General features: G+C 45.8%; 18 protein-coding genes and 1 other RNA gene. 18 read left to right on the top strand and 1 reads right to left on the bottom strand.

Annotated elements, in window-relative coordinates:
- Positions 1-10 precede the first annotated feature (10 nt).
- From rplL to tsaD, 18 genes are all read left to right on the top strand, one after another.
- Positions 11-376, top strand: coding sequence for a 50S ribosomal protein L7/L12 (gene rplL, locus R8389_RS05695; protein WP_317637066.1), 366 nt, complete (start codon positions 11-13; stop codon positions 374-376).
- 187 nt (positions 377-563) lie between these two features.
- Entirely contained in the window at positions 564-1184 is a 621-nt protein-coding gene (locus R8389_RS05690; protein ID WP_317637065.1) for a class I SAM-dependent methyltransferase, read from the top strand.
- A complete protein-coding gene (gene tadA / locus R8389_RS05685) occupies positions 1184-1711 on the top strand; it encodes a tRNA adenosine(34) deaminase TadA (protein ID WP_317637064.1) in 528 nt (175 codons plus the stop codon). Before R8389_RS05690 ends, tadA begins: the two co-directional genes overlap by 1 nt.
- A gap of 26 nt (positions 1712-1737) precedes the next feature.
- Positions 1738-1835, top strand: an RNA gene (ffs, locus tag R8389_RS05680) — signal recognition particle sRNA small type.
- 52 nt (positions 1836-1887) lie between these two features.
- A complete protein-coding gene (dnaX, locus tag R8389_RS05675; protein ID WP_317637063.1) occupies positions 1888-3693 on the top strand; it encodes a DNA polymerase III subunit gamma/tau in 1806 nt (601 codons plus the stop codon).
- A 19-nt stretch (positions 3694-3712) separates the two neighbouring features.
- Entirely contained in the window at positions 3713-4042 is a 330-nt protein-coding gene (locus R8389_RS05670; RefSeq protein ID WP_317637062.1) for a YbaB/EbfC family nucleoid-associated protein, read from the top strand.
- Complete coding sequence (gene recR / locus R8389_RS05665; protein WP_317637061.1) at positions 4043-4642, top strand: recombination mediator RecR; 600 nt, start codon at positions 4043-4045, stop codon at positions 4640-4642.
- Positions 4642-4869, top strand: coding sequence for a YaaL family protein (locus R8389_RS05660; RefSeq protein WP_317637060.1), 228 nt, complete (start codon positions 4642-4644; stop codon positions 4867-4869). The genes recR and R8389_RS05660 overlap by 1 nt, the downstream gene beginning before the upstream one ends.
- Before the next feature lie 103 nt (positions 4870-4972).
- On the top strand, positions 4973-5626 hold the full coding sequence (tmk, locus tag R8389_RS05655) for a dTMP kinase (protein WP_317637059.1): 654 nt from the start codon (positions 4973-4975) through the stop codon (positions 5624-5626).
- Positions 5626-5949: a cyclic-di-AMP receptor gene (locus tag R8389_RS05650; protein WP_317637058.1), complete on the top strand. Its 324-nt coding sequence runs from the start codon at positions 5626-5628 to the stop codon at positions 5947-5949. Before tmk ends, R8389_RS05650 begins: the two co-directional genes overlap by 1 nt.
- Positions 5949-6809 carry a DNA polymerase III subunit gene (locus tag R8389_RS05645; RefSeq protein WP_317637057.1) on the top strand — a complete coding sequence of 287 codons (861 nt, stop codon included), beginning with the start codon at positions 5949-5951 and terminating at the stop codon, positions 6807-6809. Before R8389_RS05650 ends, R8389_RS05645 begins: the two co-directional genes overlap by 1 nt.
- Before the next feature lie 7 nt (positions 6810-6816).
- Positions 6817-7152: a DNA replication initiation control protein YabA gene (gene yabA, locus R8389_RS05640; protein WP_317637056.1), complete on the top strand. Its 336-nt coding sequence runs from the start codon at positions 6817-6819 to the stop codon at positions 7150-7152.
- Between the two features lie 12 nt (positions 7153-7164).
- Positions 7165-8019 (top strand): 16S rRNA (cytidine(1402)-2'-O)-methyltransferase, encoded by an 855-nt coding sequence (gene rsmI / locus R8389_RS05635; RefSeq protein WP_317637055.1) that lies wholly within the window; start codon positions 7165-7167, stop codon positions 8017-8019.
- Positions 8020-8028: 9 nt separating this feature from the next.
- A complete protein-coding gene (locus R8389_RS05630; protein WP_317637054.1) occupies positions 8029-8766 on the top strand; it encodes an acyl-[acyl-carrier-protein] thioesterase in 738 nt (245 codons plus the stop codon).
- Positions 8767-8820: 54 nt separating this feature from the next.
- Positions 8821-9339 carry a folate family ECF transporter S component gene (locus tag R8389_RS05625; protein WP_317637053.1) on the top strand — a complete coding sequence of 173 codons (519 nt, stop codon included), beginning with the start codon at positions 8821-8823 and terminating at the stop codon, positions 9337-9339.
- A 23-nt stretch (positions 9340-9362) separates the two neighbouring features.
- Positions 9363-10103 carry a tRNA (adenosine(37)-N6)-threonylcarbamoyltransferase complex dimerization subunit type 1 TsaB gene (tsaB, locus tag R8389_RS05620; protein WP_317637052.1) on the top strand — a complete coding sequence of 247 codons (741 nt, stop codon included), beginning with the start codon at positions 9363-9365 and terminating at the stop codon, positions 10101-10103.
- The gene (gene rimI / locus R8389_RS05615) at positions 10069-10629 is read left to right on the top strand and encodes a ribosomal protein S18-alanine N-acetyltransferase (RefSeq protein ID WP_317637051.1); all 561 of its coding nucleotides are present in this window, start codon (positions 10069-10071) and stop codon (positions 10627-10629) included. The genes tsaB and rimI overlap by 35 nt, the downstream gene beginning before the upstream one ends.
- A gap of 16 nt (positions 10630-10645) precedes the next feature.
- Positions 10646-11695: a tRNA (adenosine(37)-N6)-threonylcarbamoyltransferase complex transferase subunit TsaD gene (gene tsaD / locus R8389_RS05610; protein ID WP_317637050.1), complete on the top strand. Its 1050-nt coding sequence runs from the start codon at positions 10646-10648 to the stop codon at positions 11693-11695.
- A gap of 61 nt (positions 11696-11756) precedes the next feature.
- Here tsaD and R8389_RS05605 read toward each other — a convergent pair whose 3' ends face one another.
- A complete protein-coding gene (locus tag R8389_RS05605; protein ID WP_317637049.1) occupies positions 11757-12161 on the bottom strand; it encodes a GNAT family N-acetyltransferase in 405 nt (134 codons plus the stop codon).
- Between the last annotated feature and the right edge of the window lie 50 nt (positions 12162-12211).

Genomic DNA, 12211 nt, shown 5'->3' with positions numbered 1-12211 from the left:
ATACATAAGTATGGCTTTAGATACTGAAAAGATTATTGAAGACTTGAAAAATGCTTCAATTCTTGAATTAAACGACCTGGTAAAGGCGATTGAAGATGAATTTGGCGTTACTGCTGCTGCGCCTGTTGCCGCAGCTGGTGCTGCTGGTGGCGATGCTGCCGCTAAATCATCATACGATGTTGAATTGACTGAAGCAGGTCAAGAAAAAGTTAAGGTTATTAAGGTTGTTCGTGATCTCACTGGACTTGGCCTTAAGGACTCAAAGGATCTTGTTGATGGCGCTCCTAAGAACGTTAAGGAAGGCGTTTCTGAAGATGAAGCTAACGACATTAAAGCTAAGCTTGAAGAAGTTGGCGCTTCTGTAACGCTTAAATAGTTACAGTCCAACTGGACCAAGCAATCAAAAAAGGCGTAAGCTCAACGATTTGGGCTTGCGCCTTTTTGTGTTTTTCGAGTTTGTGTTCCTAGTGTTAAATAATTCGTCGAGTTTGGCAATAAATTTGCAAAAAACCGCTGGTTCGGTAAAATTATCTCAAGAATAGTGTTTTAGAAACGAGCAAATAATGACTGAGACAAAAAATCAAATGTACTTTGAAAGTAATCCAACCTCCAAGCACGATGAGCATGTGGTTGACTACCAGGTAAATGGAATAGACCTGAAATTCACAACTGACGCTGGAGTCTTTTCGAAGTTGCAGGTTGACTATGGGACGGGCGTTTTGCTTAAGCAGATGGTAGGGCTTGATTTTCCGCCTTGCAATATTCTCGACGTCGGAACTGGGTATGGCCCTTTAGGCCTCTTTGCGGCTAAGTTCTGGCCTGAGCAGACGGTCGAAATGGTCGATGTTAACGAGCGGGGACTTAACTTAGCCCGGCAGAATGCCGCAGTGAACAATATTGCCAACGTGCTAATTTATTCTTCCAATGTTTATGAAGAAGTTGCTGCCAGTAAAAAGTTTGGCCTAATTGTTACTAATCCGCCAATTAGAGCTGGGAAAGCGGTTGTTACAAGTATTTTGTCCGGAGCCAAGAACCACCTGGTTGAAAAGGGCATTTTACTTGTCGTAATCCAAAAGAAGCAGGGTGAACCGAGCGCACGTAAGTTACTGCAGGCCACTTTTGGCAACTGTAGCATTCTGGTGCGGGACAAGGGCTATTATGTTCTGCAAGCGGTGAATAATTAATGGATTTGTCAAGTGCTGCAAAGAAAAAATACATGGAACTAGCCTTTGCCGAGGCTAAGAAGGCCCAAGACCTGCACGAAGTCCCAATTGGTGCTATTGTAGTAAACGCTAACGGAGAAGTTGTGGGGGCCGGCTTTAATCACCGGGAGCTGGATCAAGATGCGACTCAGCATGCCGAGCTGATTGCCATCAGACAGGCTTGCGCTACTTTAGGCACTTGGCGGCTGTTAGATTGCAGCCTATTTGTTACCTTGGAACCGTGTCCGATGTGTGCTGGCGCCATTATCAATGCCCGGCTTAAGCAGGTGGTTTACGGGGCTGCCGATCCTAAAGCCGGGGCAGCTGGCAGTGTAGTCAACCTCTTTGATGTGGCCAAGTTCAACCACCATCCGCAGATTATTCGGGGCATGTATCGGGATGAAGCGAGTCAGATGTTGAAAAAGTTTTTTCAAGAAATTAGACGCCAGCAAAAGCAACAGAAACTTATCAGTGACAGCGGTGAAAATAATAAAAATACGACAAATTAGTGGAAAAATGTTGGCAAATACGGTAGTATTATCTGTGGGCAATGTTTGACTTCTGAAGCGTGTCAGGACCGGAAGGTAGCAGCACTAAGGTTGCTCGGGCATGTGCCTTTTATAGACATTCACAAACTCTTAACTCTTTCGAAGAGTTAAGAGTTTTTTACTAGGAAAGATAGAGCATGGCTTATCAAGCGTTATACCGCAAGTGGCGGCCACGAACCTTTGACAGTGTCGTTGGTCAGGAAGATATTACCAATACGCTAAAGAACGCAATTAAGCGTGGCACGATTTCGCATGCATTTTTGTTTGCCGGACCGCGTGGGACGGGCAAGACTTCGTGTGCTAAGATTTTTGCTAAAGCCCTGAACTGCACTAACCTGCAAGATGGTGAGCCTTGCAATGAGTGTGCCAACTGTCAGGCGGCGGACAAGGGTGCAATGGCGGACATTATGGAGATCGATGCGGCTTCCAATAATGGGGTAGATGAGATTCGGGAAATTCGCGACAAAGTCAAGTACGCGCCGACCCAAGGAAAATACAAGGTCTATATTATTGACGAGGTGCACATGCTCTCGCTGGGAGCCTTCAATGCCCTACTCAAAACATTGGAAGAGCCGCCCGAACACGTTGTTTTCATTTTAGCGACAACGGAATTACAGAAGGTGCCAGCGACGATTATTTCGCGGACGCAGCGCTACAACTTCAAACGTATCAGTGCGAGCAAACTGCAGGAACGGATGCAATATATCTTGGATCAGGAAAAGGTTAAGTATGATGACCAGGCCTTGGCCGTAATTGCTCAGGTAGCCGATGGCGGGATGCGGGATGCGTTAAGTATCCTGGACCAACTGCTAAGTTACGAAACAGACCGGGTTGAGTATAGAGCCGCCTTGGAAATAACCGGTTTTGCCGCAAAAGAAAAAATTGAACAAATTTTGCTGGCACTTTTGCATCGGGATACCAGTGGGGCCCTGACCCTTGCTCAAAGTCAGTTGCAGGAGGGGGCCAGCTCCAAGAACATCTTGACTGAACTTATTGACTTAGCCACCCAGGCCTTGCTAGCTGTTAAAACCGGCGGTCAAACTGAACGTAAGTTTTTAAATGAGGATTTTTTTAGCAAGGTGGCGGATATACCGCCAGAACGCTATTTTGGTCTGATTGCAGCAGCTAATACGGCCTTGGGCAATTTGCGCTATACTAACCAGCAGCAGATTCCCTTAGAGGTGTTTCTGGTTGAAAGCACCACCCCCTTAGCAAATACACCGGCAGCAGCGGCCAACAAACCAGGTGAAAAACCGGGAGCTGACGACTTACAAGCTGAAGTGACGGCCTTGAAAAAGCAAGTAGTTGATTTGACCACCAAGTTTACGGCTTGGGGTAAGCAGCACGGAAAAAGCAGTGAGCAGATCTTTCATCTCGACGACCATAGTTCAAGTCCGGTCAAACAGACTAGGCCAGTTAAGCAGGCGGATAAGGCGGCTAGTTCGCCCCAACGGGTCAAAAACGCCCCCCGTCAAGATCAGCAAAATCGCAAGCAGGTCTATCATGTATTGGAAAATGCAACCAAACAAGACTTGCAGGCTATTAAAGCAGTCTGGCCAGACCTGCAGTCTGTTTTGGCTGTTTCACAACGGGCCCTGCTTGATGTGCTTGAACCGGTAGCGGCGAGCCCTGATCAAGTAGTGATGAAATGCAAGTATGCCCTCTGGTTTGAAAAGGCCAGTTCTGATGATGATCTGCTGGCAATTTTAACTGAACAAATTGCCAAATTTGCCCAGCATGAATACGAAATTGTGCTGGTTCCTGATAAGGATTGGTTCACGGTCCGCCAGGAGTTCTTGCAAACCCATCGCGAAGAACTAAGGAGCAAGAGCAAGACGAGTGCAACTGACGAAAAGCAGTCAGAAGTTAACAATGACAATGACAACGAAGTTGTGCAGCAGGCTAAAGACCTCTTTGGCGATACTGTCAACGTTAAGGATTAATTAGTGTAAGGAGAAAACAATGAGTAAGAAACCTAATTTTGGTGCAATGGGTGGCATGAATATGCAACAAATGATGAAACAGGCTAAAAAATTGCAAGAGCAAATGGCCCAGGAGCAACAAACCATTACAGCACAGGAATTTGTCGGCAAATCTGCAGAGGACTTAGTCGTGGCCACTTTTAGTGGGGATCGTAAACTTAAAAAGGTGGATATTAATCAAGCTGCCATTGATCCAGATGACCCAGATATGCTCCAAGACTTAATCATTGATGCGGTTAATAAGGGCTTGGCGGCAATTGATGATGCGACCCAGTCGAGTTTAGGTAAATATACGAAGGGTATGATCTAATTGCAATATCCAGCACCGCTTGCGCATTTAATTGATTCTTATCTGAAATTGCCTGGTATTGGTGAAAAGACGGCGACCCGTTTAGCTTTTTATACGCTCGATATGCCAACTGAAGATGTTCATAACTTCAGCACAGCCTTAAATGCGGTCAAAGAAAAGCTACGGCGGTGCTCTATCTGTGGCAACATTACAGAAGAGGATCCCTGTTCCATCTGTGCCGACCAGAATCGTGAGCAGTCAACAATTATGGTTGTTGAACAGCCTAAGGATGTCATGGCTTTTGAAGAGATGGGCGAGTATAACGGCCTTTACCATGTGCTGCACGGAGTCTTGTCACCCATGGATGGGATCGGTCCAGAAGAAATTAATATCAAGTCACTGATCCTTCGTTTGCAAAAACAGGACAAGGTGAAAGAAGTGATTTTGGCGCTCAATTCGACCCCAGAAGGAGAAGCGACGGCGATGTACATCGGCAAATTGATTAAACCGGCTGGCCTTAAGGTGACTCGTCTGGCCGCCGGGTTAGCAGTCGGCAGTGACATTGAATATGCTAATTCAATTACCCTGAAACGGGCAGTACAAGGGAGAACGTCAATCTAATGGCACGTAGAGTAAAGCAAATGGGCGATGACCAGTTGATCGCAACGATCGCCAAGCTACAAGAAGAAATTGCGGTCCAGAAGAGTTTGGACCTTACTACGTTGGATATGTCAGACAATAACATTGTTGCCAGAAAAATTTTGCGGGCGAAGTACTCTTTTTTATATGACGAAGCCCGTATTCGACATACCAGATTTAGTGGGTTCACCAATGCGATATCTGAATAGAAGGTCCTCATTTGAGGGCTTTTTATTTGGTCCAAAATTAAAAAATGTCATATGGGTGTTTTTCTCAAGTGAACTCTTGTAAAATAGAGTCATGGAGAGTTTTATGAAAAGTTTTTTTATCAGCTTTGAGGGGCCTGACGGTTCTGGTAAAAGCACCGTTTTGGAGCAAGTGGTGGCGCGCATTGGCCCCAGGCTTAAAACACAATATCTAGTGACGCGTGAACCAGGCGGTTCAGTGATTGCCGAGAAAATTCGGCAACTTATTTTGGACCCGACCAATGAAAAAATGGCGGCCAAGACGGAAGCCTTACTTTACGCGGCTGCGCGTAGTCAGCACATGGGTGAAACAATCATTCCGGCTCTCAAGTCGGGTAAAGTGATTTTTGCAGATCGGTTCGTTGATAGTTCGTTAGCCTACCAAGGTGTGGGACGTAAGCTGGGGATTTTTCCAGTCAAGCAAATTAATGATTTTGCGACGAGTAAGATTGAACCGGATCTGACTCTTTTTTTGGACGTTAAACCGGCAGTTGGCTTGGCCAGAATAGCTAAAGTTCGGGCGGGGCAAAAAGATCGCCTGGAGCAAGAGCAATTGACTTTTCACGAGCAAGTTTACCAGGGTTATCAAGAAGTTAAGCAAGCATATCCTGACCGGATTAAAGTAGTGAATGCGAGTGGACCACTTGAGCAAGTGGTCGAAGCTTGTGTTAAAATTATCGCAAACCAGATACCAACAGAGTTGCTAAAGGATGGATTTTAATGAAATTAATAATTGCGATTGTTCAAAAAGAAGATGCTGGCAGGCTGCAGGGTGCTTTTGCCAAAGAAGGTATTCGGGCAACTAAGTTGGCGACTTCCGGAGGCTTTCTAAGTGAAGGAAATACGACTTTTTTGATTGGAATTGATGAGAAGCACGTTAACCAGGTTTTGCGGGTAATCAAGGAAGAGTCAAAAGGGCGCGAAGAATATCTGAACCCAAGTATTGGCTTGAACGGCTTTGACCTCAGTAGTCAGCCGGTTAAGGTGTCAGTTGGCGGTGCCACCTGTTTTGTCCTGCCTGTAGAAGACTTTAAGCAGTTTTAATGGCAATTGAGATTTCTGAGCGCAGTGCCCGACCAGCCGCTTTTTTGCGGCAGGCATTAGACCAGCATAAACTGGCACACAGCTACCTATTCTGTGCTGCCAATGGGCGCGCGGCGCTGAACACGGCTTATTGGTTGGCCTGCTTGTTTAATTGTACTGGTCAAAACAAGCCAGACGGAAGCTGCCAGAATTGTCGTCAAATTATTGCTGGCAACCACCCTGATGTTTTACTAGTTGGTCCAGAAGGTAAGCAGAGTTTAGGAATTGACCAAATACGGTTGTTGAAAGAAGAACTGGCTAAGAGTCCAGTGCAAAGTAGCACACGTTTCTTTTTGGTTAATGAGGCGCAAAAGCTCACTTTACCAGCGGCCAATGCACTGTTAAATATGCTTGAAGAGCCAATAGCACCAGTGGTTACGATTCTTATTACGACTAATCTTGATCAGATTTTGCCCACGATTCGCTCACGTTCCCAAATTATCAACTTTGGCGCAAGCGACCAGGAAAGAGACAAAAGTGCCTGGCTGATCGACAATGGCTTCAATGATAGTGAAGTTGCTGAACTAGGCGACACGGCTAAGCTAGACCAGGCGACCAAGTACTTTTATCAAGAGCTGGTAGAAGGCAGTCCCTTAGCTTTGGTCAGTGCGCATAAGTTGGCCGAACTGGCTAAGAGTAAACCTGAACAAAAATATCTGGTACTTTGGCTGAAGGAGCGCGCCCAAAAAGATTTGAACGGTGAAAGTCAAGAGGAAGGGGCAAGGATGTTAAAGTATTTGCTTGAAATTGACCGGCTGCAGTATAGCAATGTCAGTTTTCGTAACATACTCGACTATCTTGCCCTGCAGTGGAAACGGTAGGTGCCTGATGGCAGATTCATACTCAGAATTGCAGCGGCTACACGATACAATGGTCAACATGACCAAGACAATCGAAAGCCTTGAAAATAATATCTTAGAAACACTCAAAGAAAATACGGAACTGAAGGTTGAGAACCAGTTATTACGTGACAAGATGGACAAGCTGAATAACGCACATAACCCGGTTAAAACGCAAAGTGGTCTAGAATCTTTGCGTCAAATATATACTTCGGGTTATCATATTTGCAACATGTACTACGGCTCACACCGAGATCCCAGTTCAGACTGCATGTTCTGCCTCGACATTCTCGATAATTTTGGCGGAAAAAAGAAAGCACATTAAGGATAAAGACAAATGCAGCAGCAGAGTAGCTATGCACGTGCAACGGGCAAGCTTTATTTGGTACCAACACCAATTGGTAATTTGGAAGACATTACTATTCGGGCCAAGCGGATTTTACAAGAAGCAGATTATATTGCAGCCGAAGATACTCGAACTAGTGGGCTTTTACTGGCCCAAATCGGTGTGCATAACCACATGGTCGCTTTTCACAAGTACAATTCAAAGGCCAAAGCACCGGAATTGGTCAAGCTGATGCAGGATGGTGCGGTGATTGCCGAGATTAGTGATGCAGGTATGCCGGTTATTTCGGACCCCGGATATATCTTGGTGCAGGAATGTATCAAGGCAGATGTTCCGGTAGTGCCACTTCCAGGTGCCTCGGCTTTCACTACAGCCCTGATTGCTTCGGGCTTTGATGCCCAACCATTCACTTATTATGGCTTTTTACCGCGCAAGGCTGGTGAACAAAAGCCTTTTTTTGAACAAATGAACGAGGCCCGTGCTACCTCAATCTTTTATGAGTCTCCCCACCGTTTGGTTAAGACCCTTAATAACATGGCGACTGTCATTGCCACTGAGCGCCAGATTGTAGCGGCGCGCGAGTTAACCAAGATTCATGAAGAGTTCATTCGGGGCACATTGGGTGAAGTATGTCGGTATTTTGACCAGAATGATCCGCGCGGTGAATTTGTCATTCTAATAGCGCCAAACACTGCGGCGCCGGTGCAAAAATCGTGGCCCGAATTAATTAAGCTGGTTGATGAGCAAGTCGCCCGCGGTGAGAGCAAGAAGTCTGCTATTAAGGCGGTCGCCCAAGCAAACCGGGTCTCTAAAAATGAATTATATGAGCAATACCACCATAGTTAGGAAGAGATTATGAAATATAGTGAACAACATCAAATCAACTTTTATGAATGTGATGAAAACAAAAACTTAAAGTTACCAGCAATGATTGACCTCATGATGGGTGTTTCAGAGCGGCAATTGACGAGTAGTAATGCTAGCACTAATGCCTTGAATGATCAGGGCTTGGGCTGGGTTGTGACCCAGTACCACATCGAACTAACGCGGCTGCCGCATTCCAATGAACAAGTTGTGCTTTCTACTGAACCGGTTGGATATAACCGCTTTTTAGAGTATCGGGATTTTATTTTCACTGATACTGAAGGTAAGGAGTTAATTAAAGCTCAAAGTGAATGGGTTTTGTTTGACCTGCAAAAGCGTAAGATGGTTTCTACCGACAAGGAGATGATGGACGCCTTAGGGGTTCCCCGCCTGAAAAAATTACCGCGTTTTCCGCGAATGCGTCCGCAAGCGGAATATCAAAACAAGCGGCAGTACCGCGTGCGCTATGATGATCTGGACACGAACCACCACATGACTAACGGCCACTACTTTAACTGGTTTATCGATACTTTGGATCGTGACTTTCTGCGCACGCACATGGTTAAGACAATTGATATTCGCTTTAACCAGGAGGTCCGTTACGCACAAATGCCAACTGCTGGCGTTAGCCTAACTGAAGCGGGCGAAGACATCAAATCCTACCATGTAATTGAGGATGAAGAGCGTAGCGACAAAGCCGTTTGTGAACTAACTTGGCGCAACTTATAATATAATTGAATTTAAAGTTATTACCGCTTAATTTAATGAAAGAATGTGTTACAAATGGTTACCAAGGAAAAACCTCAAATCGAATTGCGTGATCTTGTTCTGCTGGGAATTATTATCGCAATGAAAATTATCCTGGGCCGTTTCAGCATTGGCAGTAATGTCGTGCATGTGAGTCTGGGCTTTATCGGTAGCGTTATGCTTGGCTATATGTTTGGCCCCGTATGGGGCGCAATCGGCGGTGGTATTAGTGATTTGGTTGCATCGGTTTTGTTTAGTAATCAGGGGGGCTTTTTCATCGGCTTTACCCTCAGTGCAATGCTGGGGCCCCTGATTTACGGTTGGTTTTTTTATCAAAAACCGGTCAAAATCTGGCGTATTATCGTGGCCACACTGTTAGTTACGGTTATTATCAATCTCGGTCTGAACACGGTTTGGGTGCACCTCTTATATGGTCTAGACATTAAAGCGGCGCTAATTCAGCGCCTGCCCAAAGAAACCATTGTACCGTGGATTCAAATGGTAGTTGACTACTTTGTTTTAACGGCGCTAGCTCGGGTCAAATTAAGAAAGTAGTTTTGTAAAAGGGTAAATTTGTCATGAAAGTATTAAGTGTGTCAACGGCAACCAATCACCTGAGTGTTGCGTTAAATGAGGATCAGACCATTTTGGTTGAAAAGGGTGAACCAGACCGGCATAACCATAGTGAACACTTGGATCCGTTAATTAACCAAATCTTGACTGATCAGCAGCTTAAATTAAGTGAGATTGATCGCTTCGCCGTAGCGATTGGTCCGGGCTCCTATACTGGGTTAAGAATTGGTGTGACCACAGTTAAGTTGTTTGCCAGCATTTTGGGTAAAGAAGTGGTCGGGATTTCAACTTTAGCTGCCTTAGCAGCGAGTTGCCCAGATGAAGATACCTTAATTGTGACGGGGATTGATGCCCGCAATGACAACTACTTTGCAGGTGCCTATGTCAACGGCAAAGGCCAGCCAAGCAGGGTAATTGCCGACGGCCATTACCACATTACTACTTTATTAGAAGCTATCGGTCGGTATGTAAATACCGAAAGAATAAAACAGGTAATTTTCATCGGTTCTGGTTTTAAAAAGCAGGAGGGACAGATTAAGCAACTGGGCCTTCCTTTTAGGTATGGTAGTGATGACCAGAACTTGATCCATGCTGGTTTAATTGGGAAGTTGGCCCTTACTGCCCAACCAGTTGATCCGGACCGCTTATTGCCCCAATATCTGCGGCGAACTCAAGCAGAAGTTGATTGGCACCACAAGACAGGGCAACCGTATGGTCCCGACAAGGATTATGTGGAAGAAGTTTGAGCAGGTGGTGCAATTTAGGCAGCACCGGCCTCCCATTGACCAGACCTTTAAGCCCCTTGGGTTGAGCGTGAGCAATCATTCAATGCAGGTGCAGCAGGCAAAAAGTGGAGATATTCCGGCTTTGCTGCTACTTGAAAAGCGGGTCTATAATGGTCGAGTGCCATGGAGCCGAGCGACTTTACAAAGCGAATTACGGCAAAAAAGTTCACTTTATTTGGTTGTGTACGAAGCTGCCACCCTGGTTGCTTTGGCTGGTATTCGGTGGGGCAGTGCCGAAGCCCATATTACCAATCTGGCAGTTGACCCTGATTGGCAAGGGCAAGGTCTGGGGAGCTGCTTATTAGAAAGACTAATTCAATTAGCCCAGCAGTGGAGCTGTCAACGGGTTAGTTTAGAAGTTCGGGCTGATAACGCGATTGCGCGGCGATTATATGAGGAATTTGGTTTTACCGTTAAATTTGTGCGACCAAATTACTATCAAGATGTTCAGCAAGATGGCTTGAAGATGGTGTTAAGGCTAGATTAGAAGAAGGGGATTAGTTTTGGATAATAAAAAAGATGTCCGTATTTTGGCATATGAAAGTTCTTGTGATGAGACCTCCACTGCTGTAGTCAAGAACGGTCGCAAAGTGGAAAGCCTGATTGTGGCCACCCAAATAAAGAGCCATCAACGCTTTGGCGGTGTTGTACCAGAAGTTGCGAGTCGGCACCACATTGAAGTTATCAGCCAAATCACTCGTGAAGCTCTAGCTGAAGCTGGTGTAGATTGGTCAGAGATTGATGCTATTGCTGTGACCAGTGGTCCTGGCCTAGTTGGCGCCCTCCTGATCGGTGTTAGTGCAGCCAAGGCGGCAGCAATGGCAACGGGTATTCCACTAATTGGCGTCGACCACATTATGGGTCATATTATGGCCGCTCAGTTAACCGCCGAAATTGACTATCCCGCATTAGCCCTGCAAGTTTCCGGTGGGCACACCGAAATTGTCTTACTGAAAGATCCGACCCATTTGGAAATCATTGGCGATACCCGTGATGATGCTGCGGGAGAAGCCTACGATAAGATTGGTCGCGTGCTAGGAGTCAATTACCCGGCTGGAAAGACCATCGACGAGTGGGCCCACCAGGGCAAAGATACTTTCAACTTTCCCCGGGCGATGATGGAAGATGACAATTATGACTTTTCTTTTTCAGGACTTAAGAGTGCCTTTATCAATACCTGCCATCACGCTGACCAGATTCATCAGAGTTTAGACAAGTATGATTTAGCAGCAAGCTTTCAGGCAGCCGTGGTTGAAGTCTTGGTGACCAAAACGTTGCGGGCAATTAAAGCTTACCAACCGCGCACTTTTATTATGGGCGGGGGAGTTGCAGCTAATCGCGGGCTGCGCGACCGCATGAGCCAGGAGATTGACAACTTTAGGGAGGAGCTGAAGCCCAAGGTTATCTTGCCTCCCCTGAAGTTGTGCGGCGATAATGCGGCGATGATTGGGGCAGCTGCTTATAACCTGTATCAAGCAGGTGAGTTTGCCGACCTAACCCTAAATGCGAATCCATCGCTGGAGCTACCTTATGCCCAGTCAATGCTAACTTAAACATAAAAAAGCCAATTTTGAAGTTCACATTATGATGTGACCCCCAAAATTGGTTTTTTTCTTAAAACTCGCGGTAAAAGGCGACCAAGTTACCCCGGTCACAGGAACTAAAACCGCATTTTTCATAAAACGCACGCGTCTCAGCCGCTTCTTCAGTTAGTAATACTTTTTGACGGACAGACCGATATTGGTTTATGGCCAAGTTAAGTAGCTGGGTGCCAATACCGCGTCGCTGGTAAGTTGGTTGGACTAGTAAGTCTTGCACGTAGATGATGGAGAGACCATCACCAACAAGGCGAATGAGTCCTACTAGCTGCCCAGCGTCAATTGCCGTGATGACAGTTAACGAATTGGCTACTGCCGCAGATAAATTTTCTGGGCTTTGCGTGTATGCAGTCCAACCTACGCTGGTATATAACTTAATTAGTTGGTCTAAGTCGATGTTTTTACTGGTATTGTATTCCATTAGTGTCCTCCTTAATTTAAGGTTAAATTAAAGAGTAGAACGTAATTTTC

Source organism: Lactobacillus xylocopicola, assembly GCF_033096005.1.
GTDB classification, from domain to species: domain Bacteria; phylum Bacillota; class Bacilli; order Lactobacillales; family Lactobacillaceae; genus Lactobacillus; species Lactobacillus xylocopicola.
The sequence above is the reverse complement of the archived record's forward strand: the minus strand, read 5'-3'. Positions and strand labels throughout refer to the sequence as shown.